Annotated in this window: 18 protein-coding genes and 1 other RNA gene; 6 read left to right on the top strand and 13 right to left on the bottom strand. The window is 59.6% G+C overall.

The genetic code is table 11. The features are described from left to right. Positions 1–116 precede the first annotated feature (116 nt). The gene (locus tag NIM86_RS04945) at positions 117–836 is read left to right on the top strand and encodes a dienelactone hydrolase family protein (protein WP_253379660.1); all 720 of its coding nucleotides are present in this window, start codon (positions 117–119) and stop codon (positions 834–836) included. Positions 837–877: 41 nt separating this feature from the next. Here the strand turns inward: NIM86_RS04945 and NIM86_RS04940 are convergent, their stop codons facing one another. Continuing rightward, entirely contained in the window at positions 878–1,765 is an 888-nt protein-coding gene (locus tag NIM86_RS04940) for an AraC family transcriptional regulator (protein ID WP_253379658.1), read from the bottom strand. Positions 1,766–1,913: 148 nt separating this feature from the next. Between NIM86_RS04940 and NIM86_RS04935 the strand changes: the two genes are divergently transcribed. Next, positions 1,914–2,669 carry an SDR family NAD(P)-dependent oxidoreductase gene (locus NIM86_RS04935; protein WP_253379656.1) on the top strand — a complete coding sequence of 252 codons (756 nt, stop codon included), beginning with the start codon at positions 1,914–1,916 and terminating at the stop codon, positions 2,667–2,669. Positions 2,670–2,714: 45 nt separating this feature from the next. Here NIM86_RS04935 and NIM86_RS04930 read toward each other — a convergent pair whose 3' ends face one another. The 9 genes from NIM86_RS04930 to NIM86_RS04890 form a co-directional block, all read right to left on the bottom strand. Further along, positions 2,715–3,335: an NUDIX domain-containing protein gene (locus tag NIM86_RS04930; protein ID WP_253379654.1), complete on the bottom strand. Its 621-nt coding sequence runs from the start codon at positions 3,333–3,335 to the stop codon at positions 2,715–2,717. Then, complete coding sequence (locus tag NIM86_RS04925; protein ID WP_253379652.1) at positions 3,332–4,960, bottom strand: ABC transporter ATP-binding protein; 1,629 nt, start codon at positions 4,958–4,960, stop codon at positions 3,332–3,334. Before NIM86_RS04925 ends, NIM86_RS04930 begins: the two co-directional genes overlap by 4 nt. A 2-nt stretch (positions 4,961–4,962) precedes the next feature. Continuing rightward, positions 4,963–5,343 carry a type II toxin-antitoxin system VapC family toxin gene (locus tag NIM86_RS04920; RefSeq protein ID WP_253379650.1) on the bottom strand — a complete coding sequence of 127 codons (381 nt, stop codon included), beginning with the start codon at positions 5,341–5,343 and terminating at the stop codon, positions 4,963–4,965. Further along, complete coding sequence (locus tag NIM86_RS04915) at positions 5,340–5,594, bottom strand: type II toxin-antitoxin system VapB family antitoxin (protein WP_253379649.1); 255 nt, start codon at positions 5,592–5,594, stop codon at positions 5,340–5,342. The genes NIM86_RS04920 and NIM86_RS04915 overlap by 4 nt, the downstream gene beginning before the upstream one ends. A 52-nt stretch (positions 5,595–5,646) precedes the next feature. After that, positions 5,647–6,798 carry an ABC transporter permease gene (locus NIM86_RS04910; protein WP_253379648.1) on the bottom strand — a complete coding sequence of 384 codons (1,152 nt, stop codon included), beginning with the start codon at positions 6,796–6,798 and terminating at the stop codon, positions 5,647–5,649. After that, positions 6,795–7,904: a microcin C ABC transporter permease YejB gene (locus NIM86_RS04905; RefSeq protein ID WP_253379647.1), complete on the bottom strand. Its 1,110-nt coding sequence runs from the start codon at positions 7,902–7,904 to the stop codon at positions 6,795–6,797. Before NIM86_RS04905 ends, NIM86_RS04910 begins: the two co-directional genes overlap by 4 nt. Positions 7,905–7,912: 8 nt before the next feature. Further along, complete coding sequence (locus NIM86_RS04900) at positions 7,913–9,868, bottom strand: extracellular solute-binding protein (RefSeq protein WP_253379646.1); 1,956 nt, start codon at positions 9,866–9,868, stop codon at positions 7,913–7,915. Then, a complete protein-coding gene (locus NIM86_RS04895; RefSeq protein ID WP_253379645.1) occupies positions 9,861–11,882 on the bottom strand; it encodes an extracellular solute-binding protein in 2,022 nt (673 codons plus the stop codon). The genes NIM86_RS04900 and NIM86_RS04895 overlap by 8 nt, the downstream gene beginning before the upstream one ends. A 192-nt stretch (positions 11,883–12,074) precedes the next feature. Beyond that, entirely contained in the window at positions 12,075–13,052 is a 978-nt protein-coding gene (locus NIM86_RS04890; RefSeq protein ID WP_253379644.1) for a c-type cytochrome, read from the bottom strand. Between the two features lie 239 nt (positions 13,053–13,291). On the opposite strand from NIM86_RS04890, the gene NIM86_RS04885 reads away from it, so the two are divergent. Both NIM86_RS04885 and NIM86_RS04880 read left to right on the top strand, forming a co-directional pair. Beyond that, complete coding sequence (locus NIM86_RS04885; RefSeq protein ID WP_253379643.1) at positions 13,292–14,032, top strand: 3-deoxy-manno-octulosonate cytidylyltransferase; 741 nt, start codon at positions 13,292–13,294, stop codon at positions 14,030–14,032. A 4-nt stretch (positions 14,033–14,036) separates the two neighbouring features. After that, positions 14,037–14,930, top strand: coding sequence for a prephenate dehydratase (locus NIM86_RS04880; RefSeq protein WP_253379640.1), 894 nt, complete (start codon positions 14,037–14,039; stop codon positions 14,928–14,930). 22 nt (positions 14,931–14,952) lie between these two features. Here NIM86_RS04880 and nudC read toward each other — a convergent pair whose 3' ends face one another. After that, positions 14,953–15,927, bottom strand: coding sequence for an NAD(+) diphosphatase (gene nudC, locus NIM86_RS04875; RefSeq protein WP_253379638.1), 975 nt, complete (start codon positions 15,925–15,927; stop codon positions 14,953–14,955). Continuing rightward, positions 15,924–16,355, bottom strand: coding sequence for an HIT domain-containing protein (locus NIM86_RS04870; RefSeq protein ID WP_253379637.1), 432 nt, complete (start codon positions 16,353–16,355; stop codon positions 15,924–15,926). The genes nudC and NIM86_RS04870 overlap by 4 nt, the downstream gene beginning before the upstream one ends. A 144-nt stretch (positions 16,356–16,499) precedes the next feature. Here NIM86_RS04870 and ffs point away from each other — a divergent pair. Further along, positions 16,500–16,598, top strand: an RNA gene (gene ffs / locus NIM86_RS04865) — signal recognition particle sRNA small type. Positions 16,599–16,602: 4 nt separating this feature from the next. Here the strand turns inward: ffs and NIM86_RS04860 are convergent. Further along, entirely contained in the window at positions 16,603–16,983 is a 381-nt protein-coding gene (locus NIM86_RS04860) for a hypothetical protein (protein ID WP_253379635.1), read from the bottom strand. Between the two features lie 188 nt (positions 16,984–17,171). Here NIM86_RS04860 and NIM86_RS04855 point away from each other — a divergent pair, with 188 nt between their 5' ends. Further along, positions 17,172–19,040: a DNA polymerase III subunit gamma/tau gene (locus NIM86_RS04855; RefSeq protein WP_253379633.1), complete on the top strand. Its 1,869-nt coding sequence runs from the start codon at positions 17,172–17,174 to the stop codon at positions 19,038–19,040. Positions 19,041–19,096: the final 56 nt, after the last annotated feature.

Below are 19,096 nucleotides of genomic sequence, written 5' to 3'. Positions count from 1 at the left end.
GCACGGCTGTCTGATGGCGTGCAGCGAACGCGTGACGCTCCAGATATACTTACTTTTATTGGATGTTGCCACAGGACAGAACTATCAGAATCGATTCGCTATCGGGGTACGAAAAAATGATAATGATCCAGCCTTGCCGCTATACCGATGGCCACGACAGCTTTTTGGGCAAGCTCTTCTGCGATGATAGGTATGCAGCGCCAAGAGCTGGCATATTGATCGCGCATGCGTTTGGAGGCCTCGGTTCGTTCGAAGAAGAGAGAGCGAAGGAACTGGCGGCAGAAGGGTATATCGTACTCGCTGCGGATTACTACGGTGATGGCAAGCGTGCCACCGACAGCAACGAAGCGAACGCTCTTATGACAGAACTGAATGCCAATCGAGATGTTTTTGCAAGGCGCATGATTGCCGCGCTGGACGAACTGAAACGGCAGGATAACGTTGATCCGAACCGGGTTGGAGCGATTGGTTTTTGTCTTGGCGGAAAGGCCATTCTCGACTTGGCAAGGACAGGTCAGGAATTTCGGGCAGCCGTCTCGTTTCACGGTGTATACGACCCGCCGGCCAATACCACGTCCAGAATCGTTCCCTCGATCTTAATCCTGCATGGTTGGGATGATCCGCTGTCGAGGCCGGATTCAGTTTTGGCGTTGGCCGCCGAATTGACCGCGAAATGCGACGACTGGCAGTTGGCGGCGTTTGGACATACGGGCCATTCCTATACAAACCCCGCTGCACAGATGCCCGAACAGGGCATGTTCTATAGTCAGCTCGCCACAGAAAGATCATGGAAGGCGATGTTAGCTTTCTTTCAAGAAACTCTGACGCACGATTGATATTGAGGCTCTCAGACCGACGCGCGCCTCCCACTATTCCATCATCCACTGACCACGCCGATCCGCTCGGTGCGGGGCGTGAGGCCGAACATTCGGCTGTAATCGCGACTGAATTGCGAGGGGCTTTCATAGCCGACCCGTAGCGCCGCCTGTGTGACATTGGCCTGACCCGCGCGCAGCGTACGCTGCGCTTCCAGCAGGCGAAGCTGCTTCAGAAGTTGTATCGGCGTCGTACCGGTGATCTCCCTGAAGCGCTGATGGAAGACCGTCGCGCTCATGCCTGCCTGCCGGGCCAGATCGTCGACGCGCATCGGCCGATCGAGATGAGCGCGCAGATGCGCCACGATATCGGCAATCCGACCTGCATCGCTGTCGGCCCGCGCCATCCGCCGCAGCATGGCGCCTTGAGGGCTGGTCAGGAGAAGATAGTGCAATTCCCGCATATAGAGCGGGGCAAGGGCGTCGCGATCGGACGGTCGGTCGAGCAAGGAGACCAACCGCGTCATGACATCCGTCAGCGGCGCGGAGACCGGCGCGCTGGCGAGGGCAGACACAGGGTCTTCATCTCGCTCGTTCGGCAGATCGCGCGCCAGTTCCCGAAGCACTGCCATTCTGAGTTCGACAGCCAATGCAAGATATGGCGCGTCCGGCGAGGCCTTCGTGATCCAGCTTGTCGCCGGCAGATCGAGCGAGACGACAAGACCATAACCTTTGGCGAAAATCGCCGGCATGCCGTGGAAATCGGCACGTTTCTCGCCGCTCAGAACCAGGCAGAAGACAGGATCGTAGATCGTGTGCGAGATCTCGGATGGCGCTTCGGAATAAAGAATGGACAGGCGCGGCACGGGCAAGGGCGCCGGCGTAAATCCTAATCCTTTACGTATCGCGTAAGCCTGGGTCTGGTGAAAGAGATTGATCGTATCAGCCATGGCGCGACCAAAGACTCCGTGGAGGCGGATCGCAATAGGGAATTGGCGATTGTGGAGGATTTGGCAAGCTTTCCGGTGAATGAGGCAGGTCTTTGCGGCCGCGGCGGCCTAGGTCACGGCTCATCGCAACAGATAACGGAGCGTTCTTATGACAACCCCACTTTTTCTCATCACAGGCGGAAATCGCGGTCTTGGCGCGGCCATGGCAACCCATCTGGCAAAGGGCGGTGCAGACATCATTCTGACCTATCGCTCCGGCGCAGATCAGGCCGCCGACAAGGTTTCCGAGATCGAGGCGCTCGGCCGCAAGGCAGCGGCGCTGCAACTCGATGTGACCGACAGCGAGAACTACGCGGCCTTTGCCGAAAAGGTCCGGGAGACGACCGCATCGCTCGGCCATGAGGCGTTGACGGGATTGGTCAACAATGCGGGCTATGGCGAATGGGTAACATTTGCCGACACGACGCCCGAGCAATTGGACGGCCTATACGCCGTTCATTTACGCGCACCGTATCTGCTGACCCAGGCCCTGCTGAACCAGATCGCCGATGGCGGACGCCTGCTCTTCGTGTCATCGGGCCTTAGCCGCTTTGTTTTGCCAGGCTATGCTGCCTACGGCGCGATGAAAGGCGCGATCGATACACTTGTTCGCTACGTCGCCAAAGAGCTCGGCCACCGCGGCATCTCCGCCAATGCGTTCGCGCCGGGTGCAATCGAGACCGATTTCGGTGGTGGCGCGGTGCGTGACAATCCTGAGATCAACAAAATGGTGGCAGAGACCACAGCGATGGGCCGCGCTGGCCAACCCGACGATATCGGCGCGGCCGTGGCGAGCCTGCTGCTCTCGGAGCGCAACTGGATAAACGGAATGCGGATCGAGGCTTCTGGTGGTCAACAGCTTTGAGAACTGGAAGGGGGTTTCGGCCCCTTTTCTTCCCCGTCGGATCGATCACGATTGAGGGAGCCGCCCCTCAGCCCGCGCCCGCGCGAACCAGTGCAGGCCGAGATTGAGAAACCCGTTGACGCAACCGCCGCTATCGATCAGCGCAATAGCTTCGTCGGTAAATAGAGCGAAGGGGAAGGTTGCCTCATTGTCGTCCTCGCCTGCGCGTTCGGGCAGCTTCGAGGCGTCGACCTCGGCGTAGTAGAAATGCGCCAGTTCGGTGCAGATGCCGGGCGTCGGCATAATGTCGAAGAGATGGACGATGCGCTTGGCTTCCAGCCCGGTCTCTTCCTTCAATTCGCGGGAGGCGCTGGTTTCAGCGTCCTCGCCGTCCTCGACGCCGCCGGCAACGAGTTCGACGAGATCGCCTTTACCGGTCTGAAGATGCGCGGCGAGCCGGTACTGGCGGATCAGCACGAGTTCGTCGGACGTCGGGTCATGCGCGATGACGCCGACAACCCTTCCCGCCATCAGAAGATCGCGCGTTTCCTCGCTGCTTTGCGAGCCATCCGGCTCTGCATGGCTGTTTCGAAACCGGGTGAGTATCCGGTAGCCTTCATGCAGAACGATTTCTTCGGCTATGGTCGTCCGCGCTGGGCGGTCGGCCCCCGGTACGTTCCCGCTCATTCGTTGACGACGGCGGCGTCGGTGGTTCGAATGTCGAAGGCTGCCGCCAGCAGCGCCTTGGTATAGTCGGTCTTCGGATTTTCAAAAATCTCTTCGGCGGGACCGTACTCCACCACCTTGCCGAACCGCATGACAACGACCTCGTTCGATAGCGCGCGGATCACCTTCAGGTCGTGGCTGATGAAGAGATACGCAAGATTGTGCTTCTTCTGCAGATCGCGCAGGAGATCGACCACCTGCGCCTGCACACTCATGTCGAGCGCGCTGGTCGGCTCGTCCAGCATCACGAAGCGTGGCTCCAGCACCATGGCGCGGGCAATGGCGATGCGCTGGCGCTGACCGCCGGAAAATTCGTGCGGATAGCGGAAGCGGGTCGCCGGATCGATCCCGACCTCTTCCAGAACGGCGACGACCTTGGCGTCGCGTTCCTCGCGGCCGAGCTTCGGGAAGTGAATCTTCATTCCTTCCTCAATGATGTCGGAGACGCTCATGCGCGGCGAAAGCGAGCCGTAGGGGTCCTGGAACACGATTTGCAAATCGGAGCGCAACGGTCGCATCTCCTTGAAACCAAGATCCGAAATACGCTTGCCGCTGAAATCGATCGTGCCGTCGGAGCGGATCATGCGCGCCAGCGCCAAGCCGAGTGTCGTCTTGCCGGAACCGGATTCCCCGACAATGCCAAGCGTCTGCCCCGCCTTGACCGTCACATCGATACCGTCCACCGCCTTCACGTGATCGACCGTCTTGCGAAAGAAGCCTTCCTTGATCGGAAACCAGACCTTGATGTCGTCGCCTTCCATCACGACTTTGGCGGTCGGATCGGCCTTGGGTGGCCGGCCCTTCGGTTCGGCCGCTAGAAGATGCTGGGTATAAGCGTGTTGCGGATCTTCGAAAATCTGCCGCGTCGGTCCCTCTTCCACGATTTTGCCGCCGGTCATCACGCAGACCCGGTCCGCAATGCGCCGGACGATGCCGAGATCGTGGGTGATGAACAGCATGCTCATACCCTCTTTCTCTTTCAGTTCCGCCAGCAGTTCCAGGATCTGCGCCTGCACGGTCACGTCCAGCGCCGTTGTCGGCTCGTCGGCGATCAGCAGTTTAGGCTTGTTGGCGAGCGCCATGGCGATCATGACGCGCTGTCGCTGGCCACCGCTCATCTGATGCGGATAGGCGGCAAGGCGCTTTTCCGGCTCGCGAATGCCGACCTGGTGCAAGAGTTCGAGGGTCCGTTCTGCCGCCTGCTTGTCGCTCATGCCCTGATGCAGCGTTAGCGTCTCGCCGATCTGTTCCTCAATCGTGTGAAGCGGATTGAGCGAGGTCATCGGCTCCTGAAAGATCATGGCGATATCGTCGCCGCGCACCTGCCGAAGATGCGGCTCGTTCGCCGTCAGAAGGTCGGTTCCCTCGAACAGGATTTCACCGGACGGGTGGCTGGCGGACGGATATGGCAGCAACTTGAGCACCGAATTGGCGGTAACGCTTTTGCCGGAGCCGGATTCGCCCACCAGCGCAACCGTCTCGCCCTTTGCGATGTCGAAGCTGACATGATCGACGGCAATGGATGTCTTGCCGCCCTGATGAAAGGCGACGGAAAGATCGCGGATGGATAGAAGAGGGGAGGTCATTTTCAAGCGGCGGCCTCGATATCGGTCTGGCGAAAATCGTCGCCCTTGAAGAGAAGAGGTTCACCCGTTGTCTTGGCGAGTGCATAAGCGAAGCAGTCGCCGAGATTCAGTCTCGCGGGATGTTCCCCTTTTCCGTAACGCCGCCGTGCTTCTATGGCGGTTTCGGCGTGTTGCGCGGTAATGGGTTCGATTGCGATTTGGCTTGCGTCCAGCCAAACGCTTAGATCGATAGATTGACCGGCCTCGCGCTCCAGTTTCGCCGCGACTTCCCATAGATTGACGGGGCTCAGACGGCAACTTTCGGAAGCGATCAGACGGCGGAAAACCTGTCGCTCCTCCTCGTGCAGCAGAATCGCCAGTATGGCTGAAGCATCAACGATCATGCAGGCATGCCATTTTCGTCATAAAATTCGGAATGATCGCTCGTGGCGCCCGGTCGAAATTTTGGAAATTCTGCTTCAGCCTTATCCATTTGCCGCAATCGCTCTTCGACCGCATGCTCCTCGGCCTCCCCGCGTTGCGCCTCTAGCCGTTCCAAAGCCTTGCGGATTACGCCCGTCATGGTGTCGTTTGTTGCTTTTGCAAGCTTCCGGGCCAGCGCGACGACCGCTTCATCCTTGATATTCAGTCCCATCGCAGCCTCCTTGGTAGAATGAATATAAGTGTTCTACCTTCTGCACGCCACATCACTTGAAGGTCTTCCGTGGATCGAACGCATCGCGCGTGGCTTCACCGATAAAGATCAGCAGCGACAGCATGATCGATATGACCGCGAAGCCTGACAGGCCTAGCCATGGCGAGCCGGGATATTGTTTGCCCTGGCTGAGCAGTTCCCCGAGCGATGGAGAGCCGGGCGGCAGGCCGAAACCGAGAAAGTCCAGACTGGTCAGTGTGGTGATGGACCCGTTCAGAATGAACGGCAGGAAGGTCAATGTCGCCACCATGGCGTTGGGCAGCAGATGCCGCCACATGATCGTTCTGTTGCCGACCCCGAGTGCGCGCGCCGCGTTTACATATTCGAAGTTGCGCGCGCGCAGGAATTCTGCACGGACGACCCCGACAAAAGCGACCCACGAGAAAAGGAGCATGATGCCCAGCAGGATCCAGAACCCGGGCGGCAAAACCGCGGCGATGATCAGCAGCAGGTAGAGAACGGGAATCGAGGTCCATATCTCGATGAAGCGCTGGAAGATCAGGTCGATCCAGCCGCCATAATAGCCCTGCACCGCGCCCGCTGCGACGCCGATGACCCCTGAAAACAGCGTCAGGATCAAGCCGAACAGAACCGAGATGCGAAATCCGTAGATCGAGCGCGCCAGAACGTCGCGCCCCTGATTGTCGGTGCCGAGCCAGTTCCAGTTGCCGAGCCGGCATTGCGGATCGTCGACGCCCCCAGGATATAGCTTGCAGCGCGTCTCCTCGTCATACATCCACGACGGCTTTGCGGGCGTACCTTCGGGAATTTCCCGGTTGACGGTCTGGTAGTTGTAGCGGATCGGGGGCCAGATCATCCAGCCATTGGCCTCGATCTCCTCGGCGATGAAAGGATCGCGATAATCGGTCGTGGCGTAGAAGCCGCCGAACTTTTCTTCCGGGTAGTCGACGACGACGGGAAACAGCAATTCGCCCTGATAGGACGCGACGATCGGCCGGTCGTTCGCGATGAATTCGGCGAAGAGCGACAGAACGAACAGGATCAGGAAAATCCAGAGTGACCAATAGCCGCGCCGGTTGGCCTTGAAATTGTGCCATCGCCGCTGATTGAGCGGCGACAGGAACGGTCGGCGCACGGCGCGGGCCTTTTCGACCTCCTCATAAACCAGGTCGGTATCGGTCATGCCACGTCCCTCCGCTCGAAATCGATGCGGGGATCGACCCAGGTATAGGTCAGGTCGGAGATCAGGCTGACGAGAAGGCCGATAAGGCTGAAGATGAAGAGGTTGGCGAAGACGACCGGATAGTCGCGATTCAGAATGCTCTCATAGCCGAGAAGTCCCAGCCCATCGAGCGAGAAAATTTGTTCGATCAGCAGCGAACCGGTGAAGAAGGCGCTGATGAATGCGCCGGGAAAGCCGGCAATGATGATCAGCATGGCGTTGCGGAAGACATGCCCATACAGCACTTGGCGCTCGGTGAGCCCTTTGGCCCGGGCCGTCGTCACATACTGTTTTCGGATTTCGTCGAGAAAGCTGTTCTTCGTCAGCAAAGTGGTCGTCGCGAACGCACTCATCACCATGGCTGTCAGCGGCAGGGCAAGATGCCAGAAATAGTCGACGATCTTCATCGGCCAGGAGAGTTGGTCCCAATTGTCCGACGTCAGTCCCCTTAACGGGAAGAGATCGAAGAACGAGCCGCCGGCGAACAGAACCACGAGCAGAACCGCGAACAGAAAGCCTGGAATGGCGTAGCCGACAATGACGATGGCGCTGGTCCAGGTGTCGAACGCGGTGCCATCCTTGATCGCCTTACGAATACCGAGCGGAATCGAGATAGTGTAGGAGATTAGGGTCAGCCAGAGTCCGAGCGATATGGATACCGGCATCTTCTCGATGATGAGGTCGATGACCTTTACATCACGGAAATAGCTCTCTCCGAAATCGAAGCGCACATAGTCCCAGACCATGCCGAAAAAGCGCTCGTACCAGGGCTTGTCGAAACCGAACTGGCGCTCCAGATCGGCGATGAATTCCGGATCGAGGCCCTGCGCGCCGCGATATTTGCTGCCGACATCGCCGCCGCCATCGAAGCTTTGCCCGCCGCCGGCCATATCGCCGCCACCGCCGGACAAGCGGTCCATTGCACCGTCGCCCTGGCCTGTCACGCGGGCGATGACCTGTTCAACAGGTCCGCCGGGCGCGAACTGAACCACGGCGAACGCCACGGCGATAATACCGAAGAGGGTCGGGATCATCAGCAGCAGACGCCGCAGAATGTAAGCACCCATATTTGGCCTTACTCCTCGTTCTTCACGCCGGCTCTATCGCCGGACGGTTTTCCGTATGCCAGACCGAGCTTTTCGGCCTTTGCGTCCTCCCACCACCATAGGGCTTCAACAGCGAATCCGAATGGCGGTTTCTCTCCATAGCCGAACACATCCCAGTGGGAAACGCGGTGATTGGGTGAGGACCAGTTCAGAACCCAGTCCTGCCGATGTCGCATCACACGGTCCAACGCACGTAGTGCTGTGCGCAGTTCGTCCCGGCTTTCGGCCTTTCCAGCTGCGGCGATCATGGCGTCGACCGCAGTGCTCTTGGTGCCGGAGAGGTTTTGCGTGCCGCTTGCTTCGGCGGCGTCGCTGCTGAAAATGAGCGCTAGGTCGTCGTCGCTTGGCGTTGCGCCATGGCTCAACCGCTGAATGGTGCAGTCGAAATCATATTCGCGGACACGCCTCTCAAAGAGGGTCGGCTCGATCAACCGGACCGAAGCATCGATTCCGATGCGCCGCAGGTTTTGGCTGTACGGTTCGAGGATACGGACAAAACCCTGCGTATCGATGAGCAATTCGACAGTCAGGCGCTGGCCTTTTTCATCGACGACCAAACCATCGGAGCCTCTCGTCCAGCCTGCTTCCTTCAACAGACGCGCCGCCTCGCGAAGGGTTGCGCGGTCCTGACCCGATCCATCGGTCTTGGCGGGCAGTGGCGGTGGGCCGAACACTGCATCGGATAACTCGTCGACAAACGGCTCCAGCAGCGCCCGTTCCGCTTCGCTTGCCGGTCCTTCCGCAGCAAATTCCGAGCCGTGGAAAAAGGACGCTGTGCGCTCGTACTGGCCAAAGAAAAGCTGGCGGTTCATCCAGTCGAAATCGAAGCAGAGATCGAGCGCCTGGCGTGTCCGCAGATCGTCGAACTTTGCCCGGCGACGATTGATCGCCATGCCCTGGAAGCTGCCGACTTCCTCTTCAGGCACTTCGCGTTTGACGACGCGACCGTCCCGCAGCGCCGGAAAATCGTATTGCTGCGCCCAGCGTTGGGACGAAAACTCTTCGCGGTAAAGCGTTTCGCCCTTCTTGAAGCTTTCGAAGGCGGGCGTGTGGTCGCGGAAGGTTTCCACGCGGATCACATCGAAATGGTAGAGCCCGCGACGGACAGGAAGGTTGGCGCCCCAATAGTCCGGATCGCGCTCATATTCGATGAATGTGCCGGCGCGCATTCGCCCGACGCGATATGGACCGCTGCCGAGCGGCGCGACAAGCTGGGAGCCGTCATAGGGGTGGTCGTTCCAGAAGGACTTCGCGATAATTGGCAGAGCAGCCGCCGAAAGGATCGTGCGCTCACTATGCACGCCGGAGAAGACCAGACTGACCTCGTGCTCGCCATTGGCTTCCACTGCCGCCAATTGCGTCAGCGATAGCGAAAAATAGGGGTGGGTCGCGGAATCCTGCAGCCTCTCATAGCTGTCGACGACATCTGCTGACGTCACCGGGGTGCCATCGTGAAATCGCGCTTCTGGGCGCAAACGGAAGCGATAGCGCTTTCCATTCTCCTCAATGGTCACGCTTTCAGCCAGCAGACCGTAGATCGAGTCCGGCTCGTCGACAGCAGCCGCCATCGTATTTACCGGTGCCGGCGTCATCAGGCTATCATAGGTAAGTTCGAGCCGCGGCGCGCCGATGCCACGCAGCACGAAAATGTTGAGGGTATCGAAGCCGCTCGTGCTTTGATTGCCGATCCAGTTCGGAGCCTGAAACGAAATGCGTCCGCCCTTCGGTGCATCTGGATTGGCGAAATCGAAATGCGTGAAATCCAGCCCGTATTTTAGTTCGCCGAAAGCCGATAGCCCGTGAAGGGGCTGATCGCGAGGTGTTTCCGCAAATAGCGTACGAGGCAGGAGGGGCGCGATCGATAGAGCCGCCGCGCCGGTCAGGACGGAACGGCGAGTGGCTTGAAATCCGCTGCGATCAGCCATCCTCTGGCGGCTCCGGCGGTTCGGGCAGATCTTTTAGCCCCGCGTCGATAGCCTCGGCATTGGCTTGATCCTCCCACCAGACGGTCGGGAAGCCGACAGAGAATTCCGGCAAGGGATCGGGGCCTTTTATCCGGTTCCAGACGATCAGCCTGTCGAACGGATAGTACAATTGCGGGATCACATAATGGTGATGCAGAAGCGCACGGTCGAGCGCCCGTGTCGCGGCCACAAGATGCTCCCGCGTCTCCGAGAAGATAACCTCGTCAATCAGCGCGTCGATGCCGAGATCGGCAATACCGGCGTAGTTGCGTGAACCGGGCGTATCCTTGGAGCCGCTGCCCCAATAGTTGCGCTGTTCATTGCCCGGCGAGAGCGATTGCCCCCAGGCCGAGGTAATCATGTCGTAGTCGAAATTTCTGATGCGCTCCAGATAGGCATTGGGTTCCATGAGCCGCAACGAGACGTCGACGCCCAGCCGGCGCAGCGACTGTTGAAGCGGCGTAATAACGCGTGCCGAGCTTTCGCTTGCGTAGAGCACCTCGAAACCGAAAGGTTCGCCTGTCTGCGCGTTCACGAGGCGACGGTTTCGCAGTTCGTAACCGGCCTCTTTGAAGAGATCGAGCGCAATACGGAGATTTTTGCGCATGGCCGAATTGGACCCGCCAATGGGGTTCGTGAAGACATCGGTGAAAACCGATTCCGGCAGATCGGCGCGGTATTTTTCCAGTATGTCGCGTTCCATGCCTTGCGGCAGCCCGCTGGAGGCGAGTTCGGTGCCCGCGAAAAAGCTGTCTGGGCGCAGATACATGCCATAGAAGATCGTGCGGTTCAGCGTTTCGAAATCGAAACAATAGCTGATGGCCCGGCGCACCCGGGAATCCTGAAACTTCTTGCGGCGCATATTGGGCACGAAAGCCTGCATGACGCCGGACGCCTTGTCCGGCACGATCTTCAGGTCGACATAGCCTTTTCGCCGGGCTGGGAAGAGGTTTTCGGTGTAGGCGGTATTCCAGGTCGTGGCGCTGTTTTCGGAGCGAAAGTCGAGCTTGCCGGCTTTCAGAGCCTGGATCATCGCCACCTGATCGCGGAAATACTCATAGCGGATCTGGCCGAAATTGTTGGACCCGACATTGACCGGCAAATCCCTGCCCCAGTAGTCCTCAACCCGATCATAGACCAGTGTTTGCCCGGCGCTGAAAGCTCCGATCCGATAGGGCCCGCTGCCAAGCGGTCGCTCCAGCGTGGTCGATGCGATGTCGCGTTTCCGCCCATTCCCATCTTCGCCCTCCCACCAATGTTGGGGCAGGACCAGGACCTGCCCGACAATGTGCGGCAGTTCGCGATTATTGCGTTCATTGAACAGGAATGTCACTTCGCCAGGCGCGCTCTCCACCGCCTCCACCACATTGGCGTAGTAGAAGCGATATTGCGGGTGCAGTTCCTTGAGCTTGTTGAAGCTCCAGATCACATCCGACGCCTTGACGGGCTCGCCATCGTGCCATCGGGCGTCAGGGTTCATTCGGTAAGACACCCATGAGAAATCATCGGGGTATCGAATGGCATCGGCCAGGAGGCCGTACATTGCAGAAATATCGAGTTCGTCGAGAGCGGACGTGAATAGCGTTTCGTAGATTAGCCCAAGACCGTCGCCGACTTCGCCCTTCGGAACAATCGGGTTGAAACTGTCGTAACTGCCGATGGAACCCTGACGGACGACCCCGCCCTTCGGTGCACCCGGATTGACATAGGCGAAATGGTCGAAGCCCTCTTCATATTTCGGCTCGCCGAGCAGAGTGGTCGCATGATGCCACGGCAGAGCCTCACGAATATCGGCCGCCGGCAGAGCCGGATTGGCGATGGTTTCGGCTTGCGCAAGGGCGTCTGACGGCAGGCCGAACGTAGCCAGCGAAGCAACGCCACAACCTCCCGCGATCAAAAGCGAACGGCGGTCGAGACTCGTGCCTTCGAACCCCTTGATTGTCCGCCGATCTTTGTGCCGCCATCTCTCTGTCATGCATTCCGCTCCCTGACGATGATGCCCACCCGTCCCGTCTGCGATGATGTCCGAAAGGCCATCGCATCAGCAATAAGGGAGGGCAGACAGATGTAATGGCAATAAAAAAGCCGGCCAGAAGCCGGCTTTTTCATGATGTCTGCATGACAAAGCGGAAAGGTAACACCTTTCGAAGCGTCGTTGCCGAACCGATCAGTTGGCCTGCCGACGCCGCAGAAGCTCTTCTTCCGTCAACGGTTCGCCATCGGCATCGGTCGGCGTCTCGCTCGACGAGTCCGTTTCGGCGGCCGGCTCTGCTTCCGTTGCAGTCGAAGCTTCCGCGCCGGTCGCGTCACTTTCAGTCGCCGCCGCGTCACCGGAGGCAGCCGGCTCATCTGCTGCAGAGCCTTCTTCACCGGTCTCGGCCGATCCGTCGAGCGGTTCGCCTGTCCCCTCGACGGCCGTCGGCGTGTCAGCGGGGGCCGTTTCCGAAGACGGGGCGGCTTCGGTGGTGGTTTCGGCAGGCTCTGCACCGTCCGGGTCGCCTGTGCCTTCGGCGTCCGCTGCGCCTTCAGCCTGCGGCTGGCCGTCTGCTTCCGCGGCATCGGCCGCCGGCTCGCCACCTTCGTCGCTCTCAGCTTCCGGTTCAGGAAGCGGCAGAGGACTGTCGGACTGCTCGTTCATCCAGGCAATGAGATTGGCGCGGTCGGAGTCCTTTTTCAGGCCGGCGAAGCCCATTGCCGTGCCCGGCACCTCATCCTTCGGTTTCAGCAGAAAGGCATTGAGATGCTCGAAGTCCCATTCACCGACTTCGCCGCCATAGGTTTTCAAAGCCTCGGAATAAGAGAACCCTTCGTGGCCTGCGATGGCCCGGCCAACCACGCCATGGAGATTGGGGCCGACCTTGTTGGCGCCCCCGCTTTCAATGGTGTGGCAGGCTGCGCATTTCTTGAAGACGCTCTCGCCAGCGGCGGGATCGGCATCGGCCATGAGCGCCGCGATCGAAACTGTCTCGGCTTCTCCGCCGCTGGCGTCCCCGCCTTCGCCTTCCTCGGCGGCTTCGATCACGTAGCCTGCCTGTTCGGGCACTTCTTCATGGAAGATGGCGTCGGAGATGAGACCGATAGAGAAAACAACGAACACTGCGGCCAGAAGGCCGCCGACAATCTTGTTCAGTTCAAAAGAGTCCATGAAACTCCAGGCTCCTAGAAGGTCGCTCCCGCAATGCGTTGCGCAGCCTAGGCCGCTACCCCTTCGACAACTCCCCCGAAAGGCACTGCGAGCAAGCCGGTCAGGCTTGTTCCGGACCGCCCCGGCCCGGTTCGCGGCGGAAACTATGTCTTTTGCCTGTCCCTTGCAACACATATAAGGGCGGCGTTGCGCCGACATTGGTCGAAGGCAAAGCGCGCTTGTGGAAAGGTTGCCCGTTTATGACATCCATGGCCTTGATACCGGCTCGCCTTGCAGCCAGCAGACTGCCGGGCAAACCGCTGGCCGATATTTGCGGTCGCCCGATGATCGTCCATGTGGCGGAACGGACGGCGGCAGCAGGACTTGGCCGGGTAGCGGTTGCGACGGATGATGAGGAAATTCGCGCAGCCGTTGAAAGCGCCGGCTTCGAAGCGGTGATGACGTCGACAGAGCATCCTTCTGGATCGGATCGCATCTTCGAAGCGCTGCAAAAGCTCGATCCGACGGGAGAGGTCGAGATCGTCGTCAACGTTCAGGGCGATCTGCCGACTCTCGACCCCGCCATCGTGAAAAGCGCCCTCGCACTTCTCGACGATCCGGACGTCGCGATCGGTACGCTCGGCGCGCCCATCACAAATGAAGCGGAGATGAATAATCCGAATGTGGTGAAGATCGTCGGCAGCCCGTTGAGCGATAGCAGACTGCGCGCACTCTATTTCACGCGGGCCACCGCGCCCTGGGGAGAGGGGACGCGATATCATCATATCGGTCTCTACGCCTATCGCCGCGATGCACTGGCGCGGTTCGTCGCCCTGCCGCGTTCAGCGCTCGAAAAGCGCGAAAGGCTGGAGCAGTTACGTGCACTGGAAGCGGCGATGCGAATCGACGCGGCCATCGTCGACGATGTGCCGCTCGGCGTTGACACGCCTGCCGATCTGGACGAAGCCCGCCGCCGTATTGCTCGATCTGGCAGAGGATAGGACGATGGATCCGCGACAGGGCCGTATTTCGTTTCAGGGCGAAAGGGGCGCCAATTCCGACAAGGCGTGCCGGGAAATGTTCCCCAATATGGAGCCTGTGCCTTGCCCCACCTTCGAGGAGGCGTTCCAGGCGGTTGAGAGCGGCGCTGCCGATCTGGCCATGATCCCGATCGAAAACACCATAGCCGGACGCGTCGCCGATATTCATCATCTTCTGCCCAATTCGCGGCTCCAGATTGTCGGCGAATGGTTTCTGCCGATCCGCTTTCAGTTGATGGCGCTTCCTGGCGCGGCGAAGGATGACATCCGCACCGTCCACAGCCATATCCATGCGCTCGGCCAATGCCGCAATATTATCCGAAGCAATGGATGGACGCCCATGGTGGCCGGCGACACGGCGGGTGCGGCGCGCGAGGTTCGTGACAGCAATGATCGGACTCGCGCCGCGCTGGCCCCGGCTTTGGCAGCAGAGCTATACGGTCTGGATATTCTGGCGCGCGACGTAGAGGACACCCATAACAATGTCACCCGCTTTGTGGTTCTCTCGACGGGCGAAGACCAGATCGAGCGGCAGGACGACACCGCCATCATGACGACGTTCGTCTTTCGGGTGCGGAACATTCCCGCAGCGCTCTATAAGGCCATGGGCGGGTTCGCGACCAATGGCGTGAACATGACCAAGCTGGAGAGCTACCAGCTCAATGGCAGCTTCTTCGCCACCCAGTTTTACGCCGACATTGAAGGCCATCCGGACGACGAGAATGTCGCTCTGGCGCTGGAAGAACTCGATTTCTTTTCCGACGAGCTTAATATTCTCGGCGTCTATAAAGCCCATCCAAGCCGCAAAAACCTGATGGACGGCCTCGGAATCGAAGAAGACGGCTCCGAGACGAGATAGGGTTTCCGTTTGGCCGGCACGCTCAATGGGCTGTGAGAGCGACCCAATCGGCCATCAACCGGGCGGCGATTGCGCCACGGGGTGGCGCAGATGTCCCGCCTGGCAGGCTCGGCTCGGTACTCTGATAGGCCGGGCGGCGGGACAGCACCTCGATCATTTCGTCCCGGCTGAACCAGCGGCAGTCCGCCAGTTCGGTCTCGTCGAACTGAATTTCCGACGACAGGGCCTTGCCGAAAAAGCCCATCATCAATGTGTGGGGCATGGGCCAGGGTTGGCTGGCGTGATAGCGGACCGCGCCGACTGTGATGCCCGATTCCTCCAAGACTTCCCGCCGCACCGTGTCTTCCAGCGTTTCGCCATGTTCGACAAAGCCGGCCAGGCACGAATACATGCCCTCCGGAAAATGCGCGCTGCGGCCCAGAAGTGCCCGCTCGCCATCCGTGACGAGCATGATCGCGACCGGGTCGATGCGGGGAAAAACTTCACGTCCGCATGAGGGACACGCTCGCTTGATCCCGCCTCCGGCTATCTCGGTGGCATGGCCGCAAAAGCCGCAATGGCGGTGCCCACCATGCCAGTTGAGCAGCGATCGGGCCTGGCCGAGCGCGCCTTCGTCCGCCGGAATGAGCAATCCTTGCGCGTAAATGGAGCGGACGTCGATGGCCTTGTACGGATCGGGTGGGTCGTCAGCCGTGTCGCATCTCTGAAGCGCGTGGCGGGGCGTGCCGTCCATCCAGCCGAGAAGCAGACGCTGGGAATATCCGGGCGCCGATAAATGCTCCACCTGCTCCCGCGGCTGCCAAGGCGAGCCGGCCGGATCGAAGAGAAGGCGGCCGTCGTGATTGAAGACGAGTGTCAGCGCGTTGGGATCGGCCAGCGCTTCGGCCACCAGCTCTTCTGTACGATGTTCCGAGCGCCTTTCGATCGAATTGCGCGAAAAGCCGGTCTGCCTGCTGGCTTCCGCCAGCGGCCAGAAATCGTCAGGCAGAAGGCTCAACTCTGCGTAAGCTGCTGCTTGAGGCGGTCGCAGAATGCGATCCGCTCTTCCGAACCGTATGGCTCGCGAACGCCGTAGCCCCAAACCGGACCGGGCCAGTTGGGATCGCCCGCATTTCTTGCGACGATATGATAGTGCAGTTGCGGAACGATATTGCCGAGCGCGCCGCGATTGATCTTGTCGCAATCGCTGATCGCGCAAAGTGCGGCGGCCACCTCGTTGGTTTCGAACGTCATCATGGTTTGGTCGAGAGGTGTCAGTTCATGCAGTTCGGTGATGCCGTTCCGCTGTGGAATAAGGACAACCCAAGGCCAGCGCCGGTCGTCGATCAGGCGCAGTTCGCAAAGGCCCAGCCAACAAATCGGATGGCTGTCGGCTTCGAGCGTCCTGTCGATTTCGAAGCTGCTGTGCCGGTTGAAAGTCAGCATAAAGGCTTGTCCCCCTCTTCGGGGTGTATTGAAACGTGAACTCTGGGTCGGAAGCAAGGCGTCTGTCTGGCAAATCGCTTTTTTGCGGCCAAAATCGAACGGACGAACTTGCAAAGCCTTCGATGATTGATGATATGGACCGTGGGAGGCTGGTGGTGGACGCACCACTCGCCAACCGGGTCAGGTCCGAGAGGAAGCAGCCCCAACGAGGTTCCGGCGCGGGTCATCGTGCCAGTCTCCCACCCGACTAGTTCAAGTATTTGCCCTTTGCGAAGAGGCTGCTCTTGCCGTTCGAACATCTATATTCGGCAATTGAGGCTATGCGGAACGCACTTCCTCTAGCAACGATGAAATATTTGCTATCGTAATCGGGTCGACTGTAAGATTTCACCCCGCTTCGGTCGGTTGCCGCAATCTTATTCTCGATGGCGATGTAGTCGGTGATGGCTAAACCGTTTCCAAAATCCAGAGGGCTGGCGTCTACGAATGCGCCTTCCGAATAGCACGTCTTACTTATGGCTACGTACACATCCCGGCGTAGGGATCCTTTAATCTCTGCTGGTAATTCTGGGTACAAAAAAGTTGCCACTGCATAAATGACGCCCATAAACGCAAGAAGGTCAGACAAATAATTTCTATAAAAAGAAAATATTCTATGTATCATGCAAGTAAATCCTGATGGCATTTTTCTAAAAATACGTATTTGTGCCTTTCCGTCAATTGTAGGGAGACATTTTCGTGGTGCCTGCTATGTTTGATAATCGCATCTGATGGCTTCATATATGGTGCGGGTTTTCTTTGGATGAGGCGTGATCGATGAGTGACCTGCCGGAATTGAGCCAGCAGACCGGCAAGGATGAGAACTACCGCGTTCTGGCGCGGAAATACCGCCCGCGCGATTTCTCTGACCTGATCGGCCAGGAGCCGATGGTCCGCACGCTCACCAACGCCTTCAAGACCGGCCGGATCGCCCAGGCATGGATGCTGACCGGCGTGCGCGGCGTCGGCAAGACGACGACGGCTCGCATCCTCGCGCGCGCCTTGAATTATGAGACCGATACGGTCGATAAACCGTCGATCGAACTGCCGGAAATGGGCGTTCACTGCCAGGCCATTATGGAAGGCCGCCATGTCGACGTGATCGAGATGGATGCGGCCTCCCATACCGGTATCGACGATATTCGCGAGATCATCGAGCAGGTCCGCTACGTGCCGGTATCGGCGCGCTACAAGGTCTTTATCATCGATGAGGTGCACATGCTCTCCACGGCTGCCTTCAATGGGCTGCTGAAAACGTTGGAAGAGCCGCCGCCTCACGTCAAATTCGTTTTCGCCACGACGGAAATCCGCAAGGTGCCGGTGACCATCCTGTCGCGCACCCAGCGTTTCGATTTGCGCCGCGTCGATGCCGGAACGCTTGTTCAGCATCTGCAGAAAATCGCGGCGCTCGAAAAGGTCGAGATCGAACCAGAAGCGCTTGCCATGGTCGCTCGCGCGGCGGAGGGTTCGGTACGCGACAGCCTTTCCATTCTCGATCAGGCCATTGCTCACGCAGCCGGAAAGGTCGAGGCGCAGACCGTGCGCGCTATGCTGGGCCTCGCCGACCGGGCGCGCATCATCGATCTGTTCGAACATCTGATGAGCGGCGATCTGCCGGCGGCGCTTGGCGAGTTCCGCAGTCAGTATGACGCTGGCGCCGACCCGGCGGTCATCCTGACCGATCTTGCCGAATTTACCCATCTCGTCACCCGTCTGCGCTTCGTCCCGGAAGCCGCGGACGATGCCTCTCTTTCTGAAGAAGAGCGCGAGCGCGGCACCGCTTTCGCGCAGCGCATGAGCGTCCGCGCCATGAGTCGCGCCTGGCAGATGCTGCTCAAAGGCATCGGCGAGGTGCAGAATGCGTTTCGTCCCGTGGCGGCTGCCGAAATGGTGCTCATTCGTATTGCCCATGCCGCCGACCTGCCCAATCTTGATGACGCGATCCGCATGGCGCAGGATATGGCTGAGAACGGTGCGCCGGCTTCCGGGCAGAACGGGCCGGCGGGCAATGGCGGCGGCGCGCGCGCTGTTGTCGGAGGCAACGCGACGGCCGTTGGTCAGCCCGCGGCAACACCGACACAGGCGCGCCCTGCGCCGACCATGCGCCTTGTTGCCAGCCAGCCAGCGCCCGTCGCTCAACCGGCCGCTGCGACTCCCGAAGCTGAACAGGTCGAAACCCCGAAATTCACGCCGCTCGCCTCAATCGCCGACATTATCAAATTGGCGGAAACGCATCGCGATCCGGTTTTTCGCGGTCATGTGAAACGCTTCGTCCGTCCGGTCTCCTTCGGCCCTGGGCGCATTTCCGTCCAACTCGATGCAGGCGCGCCGGCAACCCTTGTCTTCGATATGCAGAACAAGCTGCATGAGTGGCTGGGAGAACGCTGGACCATATCGACCAGCCGCGAGGGCGGCGGGCGGACATTGGCGGAGGACGAGCAGACTGCCCGTGAAACCGCATTGGGCGAAGCAGCCCTAGATCCGACCGTCGCGGCCATCCTGCAGAGTTTCCCCGGCGCGAAAATCGTCGATGTGCGGATGCCGGAAAGCGACATGCCCGAAGAACTGGACGAGATCGATGTCGATGCCGCAGCCCAGGCGGCGATAGACGCCGGCTTCGACGATGAAGACGATTTTGAAACCTAGCCAGCCGCCCACTGGCGAAGAGGCGTTTCGCTCTCTATCTGCCAGGCAACGAAATC

Source organism: Notoacmeibacter sp. MSK16QG-6 (genome assembly GCF_024158145.1).
Classification (GTDB): domain Bacteria; phylum Pseudomonadota; class Alphaproteobacteria; order Rhizobiales; family Rhizobiaceae; genus Notoacmeibacter.
This window is presented reverse-complemented; position numbering and strand designations above follow the sequence as displayed.